This window comes from Ignatzschineria indica, from assembly GCF_003121925.1.
Classification (GTDB): Bacteria; Pseudomonadota; Gammaproteobacteria; order Cardiobacteriales; family Wohlfahrtiimonadaceae; genus Ignatzschineria; species Ignatzschineria indica.
Genome location: NZ_QEWR01000003.1, coordinates 134650 through 154949 on the forward strand (window position 1 = coordinate 134650; position 20300 = coordinate 154949).

The window sequence follows — 20300 nt, forward strand, 5'->3', positions numbered from 1 at the left end:
TGCTTGAGATCTTCCCCTCCTTTTGAGAAGCGCCATAAACGGCGGAAGCATCCATGTAGAGATCGTCTTATAAAAGGTTATATCGCCCCAATCTCCTTTAACATGATCCGATCAGCACTTTAAAGCATCACGCTCTTATTGCGTCTGCTTCAAAGTGCCGTTGTTGATGGTAGAAATTAAAGAGAAGATTGAGATCGAGTTGTATTGATACAAAAATCATGCTCGCTGAGAGCACGTTTAGATATTATTCGATTCCGTAAAGGAAATTTCACCATGGTAAAAAATAGATTCAGACTCGCGTTTCTTCCTCTTATCAGTGCTTTACTTCTCCTCCCTCCTGCCTCTTTTGCCGAAAAGATCAGTGTGGAAGAGATCTTTACTCCTGACTTTATCGGTGCAGATACTGCTTATCTCGAATATTTCACCGGCCCTGCTCGCGTCACGCGGGATAATGGTAAAGAGTATCTACTCAATGGTTGCCGGATCAACACCTACACCGCGAATGGTTCAATCCGCGCTTTAGAGCTAACCCTTTCGCCAAAATGTAGGTTTGATCTTAATAACTTCATCGCTCAAAATGAAGAGAATCCGGCACCTTGGCCGGCCAATAGCCTCAAATTTGGGGATCTACCGGCACCGACGACCTTCTTTGCAGATTGCTTCGGCATCGCTTGTGGCAATGCTTTCGACCCGGTAATCTATGAACACTATAATGGTTCACGCGTGGAGAATTTTATTGAAGTATTAGCAAGTTCCACCCAAGCCTCTTACGGCTGGGCATCACAATGGGCGGCCGATATGGCAGAAAGAGAGGGAGAAGATTGGATGATGTATGGCCAATACAATTGTGATCCTTATAAGCATCGCAAAATTGCAGAGCGCCACCTCACGCCCGATAAGATCGAAAAGGTGATGATCGGCTACGATCTCATTCTGCTCAAAGATCTCCAACAAGATTGTAGCGAAACAAGCTTCGAAACAGGGGAAGACGCTCATCAATAGCGCCTTCTCGATGGGAATTAATTAAAGTCTTATCGATTAAGCTTCTGTAATATAGGGGTAGTAAGGTCTGCCCCACTCCTTCTCACAAGGATTATCTAAAATCACCTGTAACGATAAAATCCTTAGCGGAGAGCGCATTAAACATAATGCTTTAATCAAACTAAGGCTTGAGTAGGTTCTTAGCGAGCCATTACACTAATGTCTTCATATAAAGCTCTAAGAATGCCTCACTATTAACATCTATACAGATATGTTGTAATGGTTTATTACTCCATTCATCTACGGGATAAACACGCGGATCACTTTTAAACATCGTATGGCCAATCGCAGGACCTTCTGTAACTACGCGGATATTGCCTTTTTTAGTGGTAAAGAGGCTTGGATCAATTGCATAGGCAACCGCTGAGGCATCATGGACAAAAAAACCATCTAAATTAGCCGTTTTTTTATGAAAATCCGCATAAAAACGAGTAATTTTATAAATAAAATCACCATATTTTTCTGAAGAGTCGCGCAACTTTTCTACGTATTGAGTATCCATAATACTCTGCTGGGTCACATCTAAGCCTACAACTACAACTGGCCAAGGCGCTGTGAAAACAATATCTGCCGCATGAGGATCACCTAAGATATTAGCCTCTGCAAATGGAGTAACATTACCTGTATGACCATTGAACTTAAAAGCGCCGCCCATTACAATAACCTCTTTTACAAGTGGCGCAATCGATGGGTCTTTTTGATATGCTAAAGCGAGATTCGTTAAACGCCCTACTGCAATAATAGTAATTTCGTAAGGATGCGTTTTTACTTGTTCAATAATATAATCATGCGCCACTCGAGGATCGACCATCCCAAAATCCTCATCAGGAATATCGATATTGCCAAGCCCATTATCTCCATGTACAAAAGTGGTAGGTTCTCCAGGTTCAACCACCAATGGAATATCCGCACCTTGTGCCACATCCGCTTTCAAGTCAAACTTCTTCTTTAAAAACAGTGCATTACGAGTACCACTCTCGATACTAGCATTCCCAAACACTGTTGTAATCCCCATTAAGTCGATAGAATCATGCGCTTCAGCAAAAAGTAGCGCCATTGCATCATCAATACCGGGATCGGTGTCAAAAATCACTTTTTTTCTAATATCTGCCATTGTTATTTTACCTTTATAGATGCTGAAGATTTTTTACAGTTTGTTTTTCTAATAAAAAACAAATGATAAAGAGTATACACACTACAACAAATGCAATCGTTGTTATAACCATCGCACTATGTACGCCAAAATTGCTTACAAAAAAAGCAGAAAAAGCTGGCGCTGCGGTACTCCCTATACCACCACAAGTAAGGAGGAAGGTAACCAAAATTGCCGGCGCATTTTGAATTTGCTGAGATCCAATCGAAATACCAATCTTATAGATTGCCGAAGTGAAAAAACCAAAAAGCACTGTAGTATAGAGAAAGGCCGTTGCGCTAGTTGTAATATTTAAAAAGGCCGTAACCAAAATAGCTATAAATAAAATAATAACCAATAGATAACGTGCTGAAAATTTATTAACCAAAATTGCCGCAATAATAAGACCAAAAATAGATGGCCCCCAATAATTACTAACAGCTAGGCTTGATTCCTGAGAAGATAATTGAAAGACCTCTTGCAAATAGTTAGGCGCCCAAGTGAGAAATGTTGTCTGTGCTAACAGATATAAACCTAAAGCAGTTCCCGATAAAATCACACGAACATTAATAATGCTCTTGAAGTTAGCGTAGAGTGCTGGATAAGCGTTTGATTCCGTTTTATCTGTGGGCGTTTCTTTCGGATACTGAAAGAAAAAAGTGCTTAAAAAAACAAAGAAAACAATAATTCCTACAATAGCATATCCTCCCATCCAGGTAACACCTTGGACAATCAAAAATGAGGTTAAACTAGGAAAAATAAAACCAGCAGCACTAAAGGCACAGTCTGTTGCAATAAAAGCCGAAGCTCGTTTTTCTTCATTGAAGATTTTAGAGATAATCACAGCTCCACCTGATAACCCTATTCCACAACAAGCGCCTATCACTAGTAAATAAAGAGAAACTACTACAACACTCTGAAAGTTAAAAAAGATAATGAGTACCAATATCACTAAAAAGAATAGATAGTTAAATCGCAATACATCTCTAATCTCAAACTTAGAGTAAGCGATCATCGAAATGATAGTTCCTAGTAATGTTCCACCTGTTAAATAAGAAAAAATGGAGGCAGCCTCTGTGATAGGCACTCCTAAATACTTAGCCATAGGATCAATAATAATCCCCACCTGAGTTAAAAGACCAGCCATAATCATATAGGTCAGGAAGGAGACTAGCATCAATTTTGCTCGATAAGACTTCATAACAACCTCTGTAACAGAACATTGATTGAGATTTACCAATCAATGGTCAATAGTAGTGTATTAATCAACCTATATAGTTATTATTTCTATATATTTATACATAAAAATATATAGGCACTAGTAGCATCAAGAATAGTTAATGAAAAAAACTATCGGTAAAATAAAAAAGCTCAATTCTGTAAGTTACGATTTTAATGTATGCATAGAACCATAAACTCTATGATCCGTAGTTATCTCAATGAAAAAATCTTAAAGCGAAAGAAACTATTTTAGAAAAATAACGACTGAACTAGAACAAGCGTAACAGCATACAATTAATAATAACAATAGCAATTGGCTATTTATTCTTCTTCCTTATTTCGGTCACCGGAACGCCCCCTATTCCCCAAGAGTCCGTATCAATCTCTTCAATAACGACAATAGTCGTTGCTCTATTTTTATTTAATACTTTGACAAGTAAATCTGTCACTCCTTCAATAAGTTGTTGCTTTTGCTCAGGTGTAGCTCCCTCTTTGGTAATTTTTATATTAACGTACGGCATATGAATCCCTCTTTTTAGTAATGATTTAATAATGCTTTTTTGATAAAGTAGCAATTACCGCTGCAACCAATAGAGCAAAGCTTGCAGCTAATATTGCAAAAGAAATTGAGTCTGTTGCTACCTGAACATAACTCGTTAAAATCGGACCCAAAATTTGGCCAATTCCGTAGGCAAATGTCACTAATCCTATTAAATTAATGCTTTTCGGACTCGCTGTTCTTTTTGCTAATGCTACGACTAAAAGTGTTGTCCCCATAAATGTAATTCCCACTCCCAACGCACTCACTAATAGTAAGAAATAGGAACTATCAAAATAAGAGAGTGCGACAAAGATACTTTGACTTAATAGATTAATATTTAATGCATTAATTTCCCCTATCTTTTCTGCAACATACATCCAGCAATAACAACTGAGCATTGCTCCAACACCAACAAAAGCCCATAGATGCTGACCAATTGTTATATCACCTAATCCTTGAGCCAAAATAGGAAAATATGTAGTTGTAATAATGTATCCAAATCCAGATAGGCCATATAAAATGACTAAAGAGAGCCAAGAAATCGTTATATTCCTTTTCGGAATATTTGAAACTTCTGCTCTATTGGCTAAGGCTATTTTATTATGTGGATAAAACAGCAGTGCAATTATAGCCAAACCTAAAGAGATCAATGATGCATAAAACCATAATTCAGATGATGTAAAATCAAAGAGTAAACCGATATTTACAATTTCGCTACCTAAAAAAATACCTAAACCAACACCTGAAAAAAATGCACTCACGATTAATCTATTGCTAAATAATCGCATAATTAGGCTTGATCCAAAGATAATCGCGCCGGCACTACTAACACCTGCTAAAAATCTTATTATAGAGTCGATGATATAATTAGTATCTAATGACATCAAAAATAAGAAGAGGCAGGTAGAGAGCAAGCTATAGCGTAATACGAGATTTCCATAATCTTTTTTATGAAAAAAGGAGAGGGAAAATAGTAAAGCTCCTAACAAATAACCAATGTAATTAAAACTGGCCATATAGGATAACTGCTGAAAATTATATATTCCCTCTGATAGCATTAAAGGGAATAAAGCGGTATATAAAAAACGACCGAACCCCATCCCGATAGTTAATATTATTACGCTAAATAATAATATCGAAATTAACGATCCCCTCTTTTTCTTGATCACCGCAGAACCTTATTCAAATGATTTTATTTTTATAATGTAAGAATCAAGTTAAGTGTCGCGGATAGATTAGTCAATAGAACTAAAATAATTAATTATTGATAGATAAAACTCTTGAAAAGTTTTTAAGATCATCTACTAATTCCAAGAGCCGTACACTTACTAAGATATAACTGGGGGAGATTATTCTGATGGATTAAAAAACGGGATCTTATAAGAAAGATCTCAATAGAATATTTTTTCACAAAGTTATATTATCGATAAACATCTATCCATTAATAGATATCTCAATCTTCCCCTTATTAGCCCACTTTTAGGCAATATTTATCTAAAGCTTATGACAACCAAAACCTACTACAACAGCGAAGCTGAATCCTTTTTTGAAAATACTTTCTATGTGGATATGGAACCGCTCTATCGTGCATTCCTTCGTTATTTGCCGGCAGAAGAAATCATTCTTGATGTAGGCTGTGGCTCCGGTCGAGATGCGCTCTATTTCTCGCAAAAGGGATATCATGTTGAGGCTTTTGATTATTCAGAAGCACTTGTGGAATTGGCGCGGGAAAAGACTAAGCTCGATATTCAAGTAGGAAGCTTTTATGAGATCACGGCAAAGAATCAATATGCCGGCGTTTGGGCTTGTGCTTCGCTTCTTCATTGTGAAAGAGATCGTTTACCGGAGGTTTTACAATCATTGATTGACTCACTTCAAAATGGAGGAGTCTGCTATCTCTCTTTCAAATATGGTTCAGAAGATCGGGAGAAAGAGGGGCGACATTTTACGGATCTTAATGAAGAACAGATAGCTCAATTATTAAGTCCGCACAAAAACATTCTGCTATTACAACAATGGATCACATCAGATAATCGACCCGATAGAGATGATGAGTGGCTCAATATTATTTTTCAAAAAAGAGGAGATTAGAGCGTGATTACAACAGAGATCATTCAAGAGGATTTGGCTGAATCATTGCCGATTCCATCCGCCGAAAAACAGCTCGAATTTCTCAATAATATTCAGCAGTTAATCAGCTTTGCCGATACAACGGCAACCTACAAATATGCCCTTCTCTTAAGTATCACGCGCCTTGCTATTGAAAAGGGGAAACCAACGGGCGATCGTCTTGTCTTAAAGTTTTCTGATATCGCCGATAAATTTATCGAACTCTACTGGAATCAGGCAAAACCTTTTCACTTCCAAGAACAAGAACCTTTTATTCTATTTCAAAGTAATATCTCCCAAGCCGCAATTATCAGACGTTTAACAGAGGCACAAGAAAAATATCGCACAATCTCGAAAGCACGTTCTGATAAAGAAGCATGGAATAAATTAAATAGAGCAACTATTCAGATTATTAAAAACAATCCTATTTGGCGCCTGCAATATATTCAGAAAGAGTCTTTTGAATTTCTCTACAATTACGATCAATCAACCTCTACCGAGATTACGCTTCTTCCCAATGTGATGTATTGCCTTCGGACCTTCAACCTGATTATTGAAGAGCTTTGTCAAAAAGCATGGGTCGATACGGTACGCTTAAATAAACAAAATGCCCATCTTTTAGATTCCCTGCCCGATCTTGATACTTTTCTCTTTGAAACTGATCGCAACCAACTCAGTAAAGTACAACCGATCTTACAAGAGATTCAAAATAATCGTTGCTTCTACTGTAATAAACCAATACGAAACCGATCTGCTGTTGATCACTTTATTCCTTGGTCACTCTATCAGGTCGATACGGCACATAATTTCGTACTAGCGGATCATAGCTGTAATAGTAAGAAGAGTAACTTCCTCGCAGATCTCCACTTTTATCAAAAATGGTTAGAGAGAAATCTCGAATATGATGCATTCATCACCGAGGAGATCAGCAAAATAGGATTTATCGCCGATCGAATCCGTTCTGAATCGATTGCCAATTGGGCTTATACTCAAGTGCAGAATAAAAATGGACTGTCGTTATGGACGCCGGAGAATAAATAAGATTTTCCAAAATCTTTCTTGTTTGAAATTGGTACTGCTCCACTGTTATTAAACAATTAAACTCATGCGATCAACTATCGAAAATATTAAATCCGATATAATGGCAATCATTATCTGATATTGTCACTGAATAGATGTTGCCGGCGGGATCAATTTAGTCTTTGCCCTATTTATAAAGGATCACAGAAGATGAGTTACGAAAAGACACTCAGCCCGATTAAAACGCCGAAGACGCCGCTTGTGGAGTCGCCGATGATGGCCTTTATTTTGGCGCTGATTGCCGGCTGTTTAAATGGATATACTTACCATAAAATCAAGGCATTTAGCACATTGCAATCGGGGAACTTTATCCTCCTTGGAGAGAGTGCGGCAACGGGAGATTGGGAGCATTTTAAGCGGATTATCTGGGTGGGGATTGCCTTTGGACTGGGGTCGATGACAACCGCATTTATCGCCTATCTGGAAGAGGAGAGACGTAAGACTTGGGCTTTTGTGATTCTCTCTTTTGAGGTTTTACTCTTAACGGTTTTGGGAACCGGCATTTTAGATGGCTATCTCACTATTACCCATATCTGCCTTATTATCTCCTTTATTGCCGGCATGCAGGGGAATGCGTTCCATAAAGTGGATGGTATGACCTATGGAAATGTTGCCATTACGCCGGTATTGCAAGAGGCTTTTAACTTCTTGATGCTCACCCTCTTTGGGCGAATTCATGCGCTCATTAAGAGTTTGATCTTCTTTTATGTAATTGCCGGCTTTGCCCTAGGCGGTTTTATCGGCACGATTGCGACGGCTCACTTTAATGAGAAGATGCTCTTCTTCCCGGCATTGGTCCTTCTTTTGGTATTGATCTATCTTCTCTATGCGAAAGATAATGAGCATGAACCGATCGATTCTCACTATAGTTAAACGTTAATAATATACAATCGCCCGCTTTAAAGCGCTTATCACTAGTTTCATCATCGACATCGCCGGCATCTTCAGAGCTTTGCATATTGCCGGCATTGTTAGTAACAGACTGAGAATCAACCTTACAGCAAAAAGCCTTAGCAGATATGATTTTCTATGGTCTTCATATTGCTAAGGCTCTCTTATATCTCTTTGATATTCTCTTTGACTGATACAGATCGATATCGGCTACATAAAGAACATCACCGCTGCTAATCCCGCAACAATTAAGGGAACGTTGTAGTGTAAAAATGTCGGTACACAGGTATCCCAGATATGATTATGTTGTCCATCGGCATTCAATCCGGCAGTGGGTCCTAAAGTAGAATCGGAAGCAGGTGAGCCGGCATCGCCGAGTGCTGCGGCAACGACAATCAGCATCGTTGTTGCTTCTACAGAGAATCCTAATGCCATACTAAATGGAACATAGATGGTGGCAATAATCGGAATTGTTCCGAATGAAGTACCGATCCCCATGGTGACTAATAACCCGACGATCAACATCATCGCCGCGCCCCAGAATTGGCTACCGCCGACAAGATCTTTTGAGACCTGAACGATATGATCAACTCCGCCTGTCTCTCTTAAAAGATGAGCGTAACCCGATGCGATTAACATTACAAAGGCGATAAAACCCATCAATCTTACCCCATCTAAAATCGCACTATCTTGCGCTTTAAAAGGAATCGCTTTAAAGAGCACCATAATCCCTAAGCCGATCAATGCTCCTAATGGCAGTGAACCTGTCCAGAGTTGCACAACAAAGGCACTGAGCGCACCTAAAATCGCGCCAAGATGTTGCAGTGTGAAGTGATCCGTCACCGCTAATTCTGACTCTTTTGATGCAATAATGGGAAGATTTTTATAGTTGCGCTTTTTACGATAGCTGATAAAGATCGCAATCAAGAGACCGACCACCATACTCAATGCTGGAATCCAAACATATTTCCACACTTCAGTATTGGCAACTTCCATCCCGTTGAGCGTCATATTCTCGGCAACAACACCGTGGAAGATGAGTCCAAATCCAAGAGGAAGCGCAACATAAGGCGCTTTAAGACCGAAGGTTAAACAGCAAGCTGCCGCCCGGCGATCCATCTTAATATCATTCATCATCTTGAGTAGTGGTGGAATCAAGATCGGAATAAAGGCGATATGCACCGGAATCACGTTTTGGGAAAGACACGCAACACCCGCTAAAATCAGCAAGAAAACCTTTCCGCGCTTTCCAACAACTCGCTCCATCTTATTGGATAAAATGGTGGTCAAGCCTGTCTGGGCGATACCTCCGGCAAGTGCGCCGAGCAGGACGTAACTTAAAGCGGTATTCGCCTGCCCTCCCATTCCCGAGACGATAAGATCCATCGTCTTACTGATATCGAATCCACCGACTAAACCACCGACAATTGCAGAGATCATAATCGCTAATAGAATATTAACGTTAATCAAACAGAGTACAATCATCAAAACTACTGAAATAAGAACTGGATTTAATAAAATTTCCATATTCTCCCCCTCCTTAAACTTTCACTGAGCGATACCGCTCTCAATTATTAGAATTATTGTAAATTATTATGGTTGTTATGATGTGAGTTACTATTGTGCATTGCCTCCTATTGGCGCATATCACGGTTGATAAAAGGAACCCGGCAGTCAAGACAGCAAACTGCCAGCTTCCGGTGCTAAAAATCGAACAATTATGAGACAAAAAAGCTAGGAATTAACCTAGCTTCTCGCCTAATGCAGATTCAACAGCATCGATCAGATCCTCATTAATAAGATCGATCACTTTATGCATATCGACATAAGCAATACGATCTTCCGTTAATGCAGAGACCTGCTCACGAACCGCATGATAGGCAACATGAGTTCCTTTTCCGAGTGCTTTGCCGGCATCTTTCTTATTAAGATCAATCGCTTGACATGCGAGCATCATCTCCATACCGACCACTGATTTTGCATTCTTATAGATATCGAGCGCTTTACGCGCAGCAATGGTTCCCATACTGACGTGATCTTCCTGATTCGCAGATGAGGGAATCGAATCGACACTTGCCGGATGTGCTAAAACTTTATTTTCAGAGACTAAGGAAGCCGCTGCATATTGCACAATCATATAGCCGGAGTGTAATCCGCCCTGCTCGGTTAAAAATGCCGGAAGATCATTGTTGAGTGCCGGATTAACAAGACGCTCTATACGGCGCTCACTGACGTTAGCGATCTCTGCTAGTGCGATCCCTAAGAAATCGAATGCTAATGCCATTGGTTGACCGTGGAAGTGACCGCCGGAGATTCCCATACCTTTATCACGCAGAATGATGGGATTGTCGGTGACGGAGTTGATTTCAATCTCAACACGTTCACGCACATAATTGAGTGCATCATGGCTTGCACCCTGAATTTGAGGCGCACAACGAAGCGAATATGCATCTTGCACACGCAGATCCCCTTGATGTGTCGTTCTTTCACTGCCGGCAAGGAGCGTTAAGAGATTCGCAGCAACCTGCTTCTGCCCTGGATGAGGACGAAGTGCATGCAATTCAGGGATAAAAGGATCGGTAATGCCGTTGAGTGCTTCAATTGTTAAACTTGTGGCAATATCACTCGCTTTAAGAAGGGTGATTGAATCAAAAACCGTTAACGCACCTACTGCTGTCATCACCTGTGTGCCATTGATAAGTGCTAATCCCTCTTTAGAGGTAAGCTCGATCGGTGTAATGCCGGCACGTTTCATCGCCTCGATTCCGGAGAGCATCTCGCCTTCATACTCTGCTTCCCCTTCACCAATCATCGGCAAAACCATATGCGCTAGCGGAACCAGATCACCACTTGCACCTAAAGAGCCCTTCTCATAAATTTTGGGATGTACGCCTCTATTGAGCATCTCAATCAAGGTCTGAAGTGTACTTAAACGAATGCCGGAGAAGCCCTTCGCAAGATTGTTAATGCGCAGTAACATGATCGCCCGCACTACTTCACGACTAAAGCAGTTACCAATACCGCAAGAGTGGCTAATGATCAGATTCTTTTGCAGATCTTTCGCTTCCTCTTTAGAGATATGAACGGTACTAAAGTTACCAAAGCCTGTGGTAATGCCGTAAACAGCTTCGCCCGACTCTACTAATTGATCGACAAATTGACGTGATTTTTCGACCTCTTCAATCGCCGCTTCGCTCAACTTGATCGGCACATCTTCACGCGCAACACGAACAATATCTTCTAACGTTAAACTATGACCATCAATCTTGATATATTCTTGTGACATACTCTTCTCCTTCTATTGAGAACCCCTGAGAAGTTCGAGATATTTGTGTAATAGCTCTGCACCCACCTCGATTCTTATCCTCGTTCTCATCTATTTATATTTATTGTTTTATCGATTGCTTTATCGGTTGTTTCATCGGTACTTCATTATCTCGATACAACTTTGATACGATTTTTAATACGGGTTTTAATGCAATTGCGGCATTGCAATGCCGCAATAAGATCCATTTAGAATGTCAGAAGGAGAATCTCGATCGATCGAGAACGATCCACAATATTGGTCCGTCAACTGCTGAGTGAATTGCTCTACAAATTGCTCTACAAATTGCCCTAAAAATTGTCTAGTCAATTTCTATCTCCTCCTATTACTCAATCTAAAATGAACACTTCGATCTCTCTTTATTATTTAATTCGCCATCAACAGGCGCTAAAATCAATGTGTTACATCTTAATAGTGTGATCTCTTCTTATATTTTCTTTATCGCTACTCTATCTTTATTTGTATAGACATTTATAGATCACCCCAACACTTAATCACGATTCAAAAATTACGGCAACATTTTTTCGCAAATTTTAAGGATGAAAAAGAGGAGAAAAGAGAATTTATATCGCAAAATCAATAAATTAGAGAAAAAGAGGGCTTTTAAAAAAAGTAGAAAAAAGGCAGAAAAAAGAGAACACTTTCCAAAAAATAGCCTTTAATATCAAGCTATTACACTACTATAGCAGTACAGCAATACAGCCCTTTAGAGGTGGGGTTCGGGGAGATAACAAATAACCCCATAAAATCACTTTATGGGGTTATCACTTATAGGAAAAGAGCGACTTTAGTAACGACTCTAGTAACGACTTTAATAACAACTTTAATCTGTGCTGACTCTAAATTTAGAATCTCATTATTATCGATCGAGTATCATCTTGCTTTATCACTTTAGGATTTCGGCGTCACTGTCGGCGTACTATCGATCTTGCTCGCTACTGCATCTGCCTCTGGAAGAGGCGTTGCCGGCATCTCTGGTTGCTTCACCTCAACTTTCAACGCGCCCTCATTATTATCAAGATAGAGAAGCTGTGTCGTATCGGCAAAGTCAGCACCATTTTTATGGACTATCTCAATAATCTTGAGATAGACCTCTTGTTGCGCTTCTAACCACTCTGCCCATTTTACCGTCTTGGTAAAGCAGTAGATCATAATATTGAGAGAGGATTCGCCAAAGGCATTAAAGTAGACTAACAGTGTCTGCGTCAAATCGATCTTAGGATTCTGTTGCAGCATGGTTCGAATATCATTCACCACAGCATTGACCTTGTCGGCATCTTCATAACGCAGGCCGATCTCTGTATTGATCCGGCGATTAGTCATTCTCCCCGGGTTTTCAACACTAATTGAGGAGAAGAGCGCATTGGGAATATAGAGAGGTCGATTATCAAAAGTCATAATCTTAGTGCTACGCCAACCGATCTCTTTTACTACACCTTCAATCTTACGATCAGGAGAGTTGATCCAGTCGCCGATATTGAAGGGTCGCTCAAAGAAGAGCATCACACCGGAGAAGAAGTTACTCAAAACATCTTTACTCGCAAAACCGATCGCAATGCCGCCAATCCCCCCAAAGGTCATCAATCCAGAGAGACTCAAGCCAAAGTGCTCACCAAAGAGCAGTAGAACAATTAAGAAGATCGCAATCTTTAAGACGCGCGTAATGATCTTTGCCGAAGTTTTATCCGCCCCCTTCTCAATCTGTGAGCGTTCTAAACTATTGACCATAAAGAAGAGCGATTGAATCAGAATTAATCCGATCAAAACCATCTGCACAATCACCACCATCTTGGCCGTAATCATCTTAATATGGAAATCGGTCAATGCCATCTGCAGATATTGAGAGAGTACAAAGACACCGAAAGCTAAAATTCCGCCCAAAATAAAGTGGCTTACAATACCATTTTGGGTCCAACGTTTTTTACGGACGATAAAACTTAAAGCGAGATAGAGAAAGAGCACCACCAATAAGAGTCCAATGCCAATCCCATATTTAATGACTAAAGGATTACTAATAATCTCTTTGACCTTTAATGGGTCTGCTAACATCTCTTTCATATTCTTTAACTCCTAAACATCGACCATCATAGTGTACACCGAGCCCCGTAGATTCCCAATGGGAAAAGAGACTCCTTCTGTATCAATTTTCCCCAACGCTCCCCCATAAAACTCAAATGGCTAAGTACGATATCGCTTCTTTTCAGGCGCAGAATAGATGCGATTCTCTCCCTGATCTCCTCCTCATTTCACCCTGCATCATTTCTATGATCATTTCATTGATCATTTCATTGATCATTTTTATCATCAGTTATGTAAATATAAAGGGGCTCAAAGGTTGTTCATAACGTGGCTACAGTCTATATTGATCTTATCGATGCACGATTTTTAAGTCGCCCCTCTCTTTTATGATTGAGGTCGCTTTTCTAAACAGTTCTATCCTGTATCACCCTATCTCTAATCTTGCTGAGCGCCTCTCTGCAAAAAGGAATCTTATCTATGGCTATTGGTATCTTTATTATGGCTGCCGGCTTAAGCCGTCGCTTTAAAGCAGAGAGTAATCAACATAAACTTCTCGTATCGCCCCCACTCTTTGAAGAAGCGCTCCTTACTTTGACTTACAATCGAGTTAAAGAGGCCTTTAAAGAGGAGGAGATCGTAATTATTACCAATCAATCTGAACCAGAGGTCACAGCGCTTGCACACTCCCTTCACCCCCATATCTTAACGATTGAGAGTAACGGCTTAGGCGATAGTATCGGCATTGCGGCACAATCACTCTTAATGGGAAATCATGCATCACTTAAAGCACTCGAAGGAATCTTTATTCTGCCGGCAGATCTCCCCTATCTCTTATCGGAGACCTTAATCCTCTTAAAAGGATATTTAGAGAAATCGGAACATCCCATTATTCGCCCCCAATTTCATCATATATCGGGGCACCCCGTTGGCTTTAAAGCGATGCTCTTCCCTCAACTGGCGACGCTTACCGGCGATCTAGGTGCGCAAAAGCTCCTAAAACCGGAGTTAACCCGAAATATCTCCGTCTTCGATCCCGGCATTATCTGGGATATCGACACGCCGGAAGATCTTCTCACGCAACCGGGCGATCACCAATGGTATAGCGCCCCCTATCTGAGAGTAAATCGATCATAATCGTTCATAATCACTCATTCATAATCGATCTTTAACAGTTGATCTCGAACAATTGATCTTAAACAATCGATCACAACTAATAAACAGGCCAGAAAACGATGATCTATCAGCGACTCGATAGAAAAGTGCTGATCCCAATCATTACCAAAATCGAAAGACTCACTACTATTAAACTCCCTCCTAAATTACCACTATCAGCGACAAAAATGAGCGCAAGACCAATAAGGATATAGTAGAGCAATCCTAAGAGCGCACCAGCACTCCCTAATCTATCGCGATAATTGTTGAGCGCATCTGTCAGAATATTGGGAATAGCAATACTATAAGCCATCGTCACGCCAATCATCGGCAGGAAGAAGAACCATTGATGCTCAATGCAAAATAGCAAAGTAGTAGAAAGTAATAGAAGTCCGGCGGCGATCTGTAATAACTTCGCTGCTGACCAATGATACTTTTTGATCCAATATCGATTCAGATATGCGCCCAGAAAAGCCCCAATACCCAATGCGATCCCACTGACACCAAAAAGAGCAGATAAACCTTGCGCTTCAAAGAGAAAAGGGGCGAGCTGATAATAAGCAAATAGCGTGATATTAAATCCCGCAATCAATAGTGCATCTCTCCAAATTGCTAGATCGAAGATCATCATTTTAAAGGTTTCGATAAATGATACTCGCACCATTTCTGCCGGCTTTGTCTCCGGCAATGAACGTATCACCCAAGCGATTAAAATAATTGCCAGCAACATCAAAAAGAGAAATACTCCTTGATAACCAGCAAGACTCACAAAAATTACGCCGAGAAATAATCCTAAAATAGGACTCACTGCTAAAGCGATCCCCATTGTTGAGAATAGCTGTTGTAATGCCACACCCGATAAGCGATCTCGAATCACCGTCTGTGTACCGATAGAGCCGATCGCAGCGGAAAATGCCATTAACATTCTCCAAAAGAGTAACTGAGTAAAATCACTTGAGATCAATGCCCCTAAAGTAGCGACAAAATAGATCATTAAAGCGGTTATCATTGTCCCTCTTCGCCCAAAACGATCAATCGCATAACCCCAGACAACGATACCTACGGCAAAGGATAGAAAGTAGAGGGAGAGCGTCTGCCCGGCAAGATTTTCACTCACCTTAAACTGATCGGCAATATCGATTAATGCTGGGCTATAGATAGTCTCTACCACTTGTGGAAACATCATTAATGCAATAAGAAGAGGTAGAGAGAGAGAAAGAGAAAATGGCTGTTTCATAGAGCTCATCTGCAAAATAAAGTGTTATCGTACGCCTTCCCTCTTAGGAAATATTTATAAAATATGACAACTATTTTATAGAATCAGACATTGATCTACTCTACAATGCTCTACAACTCATATACTCGTATGGGGATATTCATATATCTTCAATCGTCAGCAATAGATCTTCTCCGCTGGCACAACACTTCCCCTCCGATAAGAGAGCTAAGGAATCTTTATTGATGGCATGGATTGAAGCGGATACTCTATTTAACCCAGATCATATGGCGCGCCCCATTATTGGTATTGCCTCTCGACTCATGAAACACGATTCAGGGCTACATCAACATTGTAAAGGGCAGCTACTCTTTGCCGAACAGGGGAGTATGAAAGTGGTGATTAAGGATCAACTCTCTGTCATTCCGCCCCAAAAAATTGTCTGGATTCCCCCTCAATATCCCCACCAAGTCTTTTTCACTGAGGTGGTCGGCTACCGTTCGATCTATATCGATACCGAAATCTTCTCTCATCTACCGGCAAAACCTGTCACCTGGAGCTGCCCTGCACTACTTAAAGCGATTCTAGAAGAGATTGCGCAAGCTGATTGGCAAACAGATTGGCAACTGCCGGCTCGAGAAGCCTATTGGCTACAGCTACTATGGCAAGAACTGCAATATGCCCCACGGGAAGAGCACTACTTAACGCTCCCACAAGATTATCGTTTGCAACACTATAATTTTTTGGAAAATGCCCCACCCCTTTCTGAGTTAACACAAAAAGTCGCCGCAAGTGAGCGCACAATTAGCCGTATCTTTCTTAAAGAGACAGGTCTCAACTACCAAGCTTGGCGACAACAATGGCGCTTATTTCGAGCAATTGAGCTATTAAGCACCACAAAATCGATCTTAGAAATCGCCCTAATATTAGGTTTTTCCAATGATAGCGCTTTCTCAACATTCTTTAAAAATATGACCGGAAAATCACCTAGCACATTTCTGAAAGGTGAGCTGATGACTAGCTAATCTTATTTTTAGGATATTTTTACTCTCTATATTCAGTCTATTTAGAGAGCGAATTATTATAAATATAGATAAAGTAATACCGGCAGTAACAATATTATCTTATAATAAATGAAATCTAATTATAAAATCGGTTCTAATATACCGATCTAGCAGAAAGGAGACCAATTAGTGAACCACTCCATATCCCGTCGAAATTTTTTAAAAACATTTGTCATTGGAGGGGTATCCGTCTATGTTGCTGCCCCTTTTAGCGCTGCCTTTGCCGCTCTTTTTGAAGATAATATCCTACAAGCACCACAGTGGGATCCTTTAACGAATCGGGTCCAACATAGGACCGATGCACTTGCCAAAGTAACAGGCGAAAAAGTATTCTCCTTTGATATTCGGGCAAAAGATATGCCTCATTGGCCACAAAAGCAGGCCCATGCAATGCTCTTACGTGTAACAGAAGCAGATAAGATCTACCAAGGCTTTGATCTATCCATATTAGAAGATGGCTTAATGCCGGATCGAATAGTCACTGCCGATGATTTAGAAAAAGATGGCATTACGTTTCCCCAATTCTTTGGCGATGAGATGCTACTCCCCGTAGGAAAAACACCACAATATTTAGGTCAGGCCGTTGCCCTCTTGATCTATCACGACTTTGTCCGTTTCCGCTTTGCCAAAAATGCCCTTAAATTCCGTAAAGATATTATCAAATGGGGTGAATATACCGGATATCTTGAGAGAAACCCATGGGGAACCTATCGTGGCGTACGCATTGGGGATGACAATCCTTTTAATCCCGATACATATTCAAGCCTTAAAAATATCCCAATCTCCCCTGCCTCATTTAAAAAACATCTCCCTGTGTGGCCGGAAGGTCGTGAAGGCGGAAAACTTGATGAAGAAGGTATGTACTATGCCGATCAAATAGCGAAAAAACTTGAGAATCCACCAGAAGATTGGTTGGTATTAGATCGGATGTTCTATTCCCAATCAATTGATACTTGTGCTATGGAGCCTAACAATTCTAATGGTTGGTATGATGCAGAAAATGAAACTTTACATCTCGTTATGGCGGCTCAGTCTCCCTTTGAAGTGATGAATTCACTCCTTGAAATGATTAATCGCTCTCAATTTAAGATGAAAAAACTCTTTTTACATCCCTGTTTTACAGTAGGGTATGGTTCTAAAGATCATGCTCCAGAGCCTATTTATGGTGCGATGGCCTCTCTTTATGGTAATGGTTTACCGGTTCGCTTAGCTAATGACCGTTATGAACAATTCCAATCGGCATTAAAACGTCATGCCTTTGATATGCATTTCAAAATGGCCGTAAATAAAAAGACACATAAAATTGAAGCTTTCAGCGGGAAATTTATCGGTAATGGTGGTGGTCGCTGTAACTTTACTCCCGGCGTTATGGCTGTAGGGGCAACCGGCGTCCAAGGAGTCTACTATATTCCCCAAAGCGATCTTGAAGCTGTCGGTATTGCTTCACGAGCAGTTGATGCAGGCTCTGCCCGAGGTTATGGGACATTACAAGCGATGCCCGCAATGGATACATTGATGGATGAAGCCGCAAAACTTTTGAATATCGATCCCGTAGAATTTCGTCTCAATAACCTAATGAAATCAGGAATGAAAAATACACAAGGTGCTATTCCTGGAGGAATGATGCGTGGTGAAGAGGTGTTAACAGCATGTGCTAAACAAACAATCTGGAAAGATCGAGAGAAACGAAAAGCTGAATATGAGAAAGCAAATCCAGGGAAAATATTTGCCACGGGTATCTCTTGCGTACAAAAAGATTACGGTACAGGACAAGAAGCCTCTTTTGCCCGTATTGAACTTAGTCGTGATGGCAATCTTCGCCTATGGCATAGTGGCATTGAGATCGGAACCGGGATGTCTACTTCGCAATCAGTTTTACTAGCAAAATATCTCGGGAAACCCGCGGATCAATCTGCATATGGTATTACCGAATGGCCTCTTTTACCACTCTATATGACCATTAGCCCAGAAACCATCACGCAAGAAGAACAAGATCAATTAGAAAAAGATCCTCTTTGGACCCCTTTCCTCTCTTCCCCGTCAAGTGCGAGCAACTCTGCTTATTTCTTTTCTCACGTCACCTCAGAATCAGCGCGGGTACTCTTTGATTATGGGATTTGGCCCGCAGCAATATCAATTTGGTCGGAAGGAATTGGCGGTGGGCAAGCCGCGCCTTTAACTGTTCGTAAAGAGGATGCAAGATGGACAGCTAATGGTTTAACTGCCGATGGCTTAGAACCTCTATCTTTAGAGCGTATTACTAAGCGAATCTATGAGCAAAATGGTTTAACAGCCGTTGTAGGCCATGGCTTTAACCGTTGGCAATGGGCAGATGCTGATTTTGCAATTGATCCTCAAACAACTCCAACTCGTTATGCTCTTGATGGGCTTTCACTTCGTTGGGGAAATCAAGAGGAATATAAAGTTGCTTCTCGTGTCTCTGTTAACTACCCTAAAACTCGCCGCAATAATGCTGGTGTAACCTATTACACAGCAGTTGCAACTTCAGTAGAAATTGCGATTGACCGTGCAACCGGACTTATTGATCTGCTCGACCATCATACAGTCGTTGAGTGCGGGAATATGATTGTACCTCAACTTGTTTCCGGACAGATTGAAGGCGGTGTTGCTATGGGCATCGGGCATGCTCTTCATGAGTATCTTCCCCTTTATGAAGATGGTCCCGGCAATGGTACATGGAACTTTAACCGCTATCGCTTACCACTCGCGAGTGATGTGGCGGTTTGGAAACAGACACACGAAGTATTACCCCCACTTTCTGAAACTGATCCACCCAAAGGAATGGCCGAAGTCCCCATGATACCTGTGGTATCTGCAATTACCAATGCTATTGCGGCCGGCACAGGTCACTACTTCAACAAGCATCCTATTTTACCCGAAGATATTTTGGAGGTCCTTTAAATGACTATTGTTACTAAACCACTCTCACTTACTATCAATGGCGAGAAAGTAGGACCCATTGAAGTTCCTGAAGGTATCGTGATGCTCGATTTTCTCCATGAATACCTCGATTTAACAGGCTCACGAATGGGCTGTGGTCAAGGGATTTGTCATGCCTGCGTCATTATTTTAGATCACCCGACGGGCGTCAGCGAAGAGATCCGTACTTGCATTACCGGCGCACACTTCTTCAATGGTAAAACGGTTCGTACGATCGAAGGTATTGCCCATAAAGAGGAAGATGGTGCTGTTGTGCCTTCTCCGGTTCAACAGGCCTTCATGGATCACTTTAGCTTTCAATGTGGGTACTGTACCCCAGGATTTGTCAATGCCACTACCATCTTCATGGAAAAGCTTGCCAAAAAGCCTATTGATCGAAAAGATCTCGAGCAAGCAATAGAAGATGCGCTCAATGATCATATCTGTCGCTGTACAGGTTATGTGCGCTACTATCAAGCGGTGCGAGATCTTGTTCTTAATACTCCCGGGCTCATTAAGGAATAATTTCTATCAGAATAACTTCTATCAGGATAAGTTCTATTAAAGGG

General features: G+C 40.9%; 17 protein-coding genes. 8 read left to right on the forward strand and 9 right to left on the reverse strand.

The features are described 5' to 3' along the window. The first annotated feature begins 273 nt into the window (after positions 1-273). The gene (locus tag DC082_RS06685) at positions 274-1002 is read left to right on the forward strand and encodes a hypothetical protein (RefSeq protein ID WP_109236316.1); all 729 of its coding nucleotides are present in this window, start codon (positions 274-276) and stop codon (positions 1000-1002) included. Between the two features lie 190 nt (positions 1003-1192). Here the strand turns inward: DC082_RS06685 and DC082_RS06690 are convergent, their stop codons facing one another. From DC082_RS06690 to DC082_RS06705, 4 genes are all read right to left on the reverse strand, one after another. Continuing rightward, a complete protein-coding gene (locus tag DC082_RS06690; protein ID WP_109236443.1) occupies positions 1193-2146 on the reverse strand; it encodes a nucleoside hydrolase in 954 nt (317 codons plus the stop codon). Between the two features lie 22 nt (positions 2147-2168). Then, positions 2169-3374: an MFS transporter TsgA gene (gene tsgA / locus DC082_RS06695; RefSeq protein WP_109236317.1), complete on the reverse strand. Its 1206-nt coding sequence runs from the start codon at positions 3372-3374 to the stop codon at positions 2169-2171. Between the two features lie 337 nt (positions 3375-3711). Then, positions 3712-3915, reverse strand: a complete 204-nt coding sequence (locus DC082_RS06700; RefSeq protein WP_109236318.1) for a tautomerase family protein — start codon at positions 3913-3915, stop codon at positions 3712-3714. Between the two features lie 25 nt (positions 3916-3940). Continuing rightward, positions 3941-5104, reverse strand: a complete 1164-nt coding sequence (locus tag DC082_RS06705; protein WP_133243694.1) for a YbfB/YjiJ family MFS transporter — start codon at positions 5102-5104, stop codon at positions 3941-3943. Between the two features lie 334 nt (positions 5105-5438). Here DC082_RS06705 and DC082_RS06710 point away from each other — a divergent pair, with 334 nt between their 5' ends. From DC082_RS06710 to DC082_RS06720, 3 genes are all read left to right on the forward strand, one after another. Further along, complete coding sequence (locus DC082_RS06710) at positions 5439-6026, forward strand: class I SAM-dependent DNA methyltransferase (protein ID WP_109236320.1); 588 nt, start codon at positions 5439-5441, stop codon at positions 6024-6026. A gap of 3 nt (positions 6027-6029) precedes the next feature. Further along, a complete protein-coding gene (locus tag DC082_RS06715) occupies positions 6030-7085 on the forward strand; it encodes an HNH endonuclease (protein ID WP_229821644.1) in 1056 nt (351 codons plus the stop codon). 189 nt (positions 7086-7274) lie between these two features. Then, positions 7275-7997, forward strand: coding sequence for a YoaK family protein (locus DC082_RS06720; RefSeq protein WP_109236321.1), 723 nt, complete (start codon positions 7275-7277; stop codon positions 7995-7997). A 228-nt stretch (positions 7998-8225) separates the two neighbouring features. Here DC082_RS06720 and DC082_RS06725 read toward each other — a convergent pair whose 3' ends face one another. The 4 genes from DC082_RS06725 to DC082_RS06735 form a co-directional block, all read right to left on the reverse strand. After that, positions 8226-9542 carry a Na+/H+ antiporter family protein gene (locus DC082_RS06725; protein ID WP_109236322.1) on the reverse strand — a complete coding sequence of 439 codons (1317 nt, stop codon included), beginning with the start codon at positions 9540-9542 and terminating at the stop codon, positions 8226-8228. 214 nt (positions 9543-9756) lie between these two features. After that, complete coding sequence (gene hutH / locus DC082_RS06730) at positions 9757-11301, reverse strand: histidine ammonia-lyase (RefSeq protein WP_109236323.1); 1545 nt, start codon at positions 11299-11301, stop codon at positions 9757-9759. Positions 11302-11487: 186 nt separating this feature from the next. Continuing rightward, positions 11488-11649, reverse strand: a complete 162-nt coding sequence (locus tag DC082_RS10750; RefSeq protein ID WP_157957417.1) for a hypothetical protein — start codon at positions 11647-11649, stop codon at positions 11488-11490. Between the two features lie 582 nt (positions 11650-12231). Continuing rightward, positions 12232-13356, reverse strand: coding sequence for a mechanosensitive ion channel family protein (locus tag DC082_RS06735; RefSeq protein ID WP_373296285.1), 1125 nt, complete (start codon positions 13354-13356; stop codon positions 12232-12234). A gap of 480 nt (positions 13357-13836) precedes the next feature. Between DC082_RS06735 and DC082_RS06740 the strand changes: the two genes are divergently transcribed. Then, positions 13837-14493, forward strand: coding sequence for a nucleotidyltransferase family protein (locus DC082_RS06740; RefSeq protein ID WP_109236324.1), 657 nt, complete (start codon positions 13837-13839; stop codon positions 14491-14493). A gap of 106 nt (positions 14494-14599) precedes the next feature. On the opposite strand, the gene DC082_RS06745 is transcribed toward DC082_RS06740, so the two are convergent. Beyond that, the gene (locus DC082_RS06745; RefSeq protein WP_109236446.1) at positions 14600-15748 is read right to left on the reverse strand and encodes an MFS transporter; all 1149 of its coding nucleotides are present in this window, start codon (positions 15746-15748) and stop codon (positions 14600-14602) included. Between the two features lie 224 nt (positions 15749-15972). Between DC082_RS06745 and DC082_RS06750 the strand changes: the two genes are divergently transcribed. The 3 genes from DC082_RS06750 to DC082_RS06760 all read left to right on the forward strand — a co-directional run bounded on the left by DC082_RS06750 (position 15973) and on the right by DC082_RS06760 (position 20256). Then, entirely contained in the window at positions 15973-16752 is a 780-nt protein-coding gene (locus DC082_RS06750) for an AraC family transcriptional regulator (protein WP_109236325.1), read from the forward strand. A 168-nt stretch (positions 16753-16920) separates the two neighbouring features. After that, positions 16921-19713 carry a xanthine dehydrogenase family protein molybdopterin-binding subunit gene (locus DC082_RS06755; protein ID WP_109236326.1) on the forward strand — a complete coding sequence of 931 codons (2793 nt, stop codon included), beginning with the start codon at positions 16921-16923 and terminating at the stop codon, positions 19711-19713. Then, on the forward strand, positions 19714-20256 hold the full coding sequence (locus DC082_RS06760; RefSeq protein ID WP_109236327.1) for a (2Fe-2S)-binding protein: 543 nt from the start codon (positions 19714-19716) through the stop codon (positions 20254-20256). The last annotated feature ends 44 nt before the right edge of the window (positions 20257-20300 follow it).

Excerpts from the sequence above, each read along its gene's own strand:
- DC082_RS06750 (WP_109236325.1), top strand. The coding sequence starts at position 15,973 with ATGGCATGGATTGAAGCGGATACTCTATTTAACCCAGATCATATGGCG.
- DC082_RS06760 (WP_109236327.1), top strand. The coding sequence starts at position 19,714 with ATGACTATTGTTACTAAACCACTCTCACTTACTATCAATGGCGAGAAA.
- DC082_RS06710 (WP_109236320.1), top strand. The coding sequence starts at position 5,439 with ATGACAACCAAAACCTACTACAACAGCGAAGCTGAATCCTTTTTTGAA.
- DC082_RS06745 (WP_109236446.1), bottom strand. The coding sequence starts at position 15,748 with ATGAAACAGCCATTTTCTCTTTCTCTCTCTCTACCTCTTCTTATTGCA.
- hutH (WP_109236323.1), bottom strand. The coding sequence starts at position 11,301 with ATGTCACAAGAATATATCAAGATTGATGGTCATAGTTTAACGTTAGAA.
- DC082_RS06720 (WP_109236321.1), top strand. The coding sequence starts at position 7,275 with ATGAGTTACGAAAAGACACTCAGCCCGATTAAAACGCCGAAGACGCCG.
- tsgA (WP_109236317.1), bottom strand. The coding sequence starts at position 3,374 with ATGAAGTCTTATCGAGCAAAATTGATGCTAGTCTCCTTCCTGACCTAT.
- DC082_RS06685 (WP_109236316.1), top strand. The coding sequence starts at position 274 with ATGGTAAAAAATAGATTCAGACTCGCGTTTCTTCCTCTTATCAGTGCT.
- DC082_RS06725 (WP_109236322.1), bottom strand. The coding sequence starts at position 9,542 with ATGGAAATTTTATTAAATCCAGTTCTTATTTCAGTAGTTTTGATGATT.
- DC082_RS06700 (WP_109236318.1), bottom strand. The coding sequence starts at position 3,915 with ATGCCGTACGTTAATATAAAAATTACCAAAGAGGGAGCTACACCTGAG.
- DC082_RS06740 (WP_109236324.1), top strand. The coding sequence starts at position 13,837 with ATGGCTATTGGTATCTTTATTATGGCTGCCGGCTTAAGCCGTCGCTTT.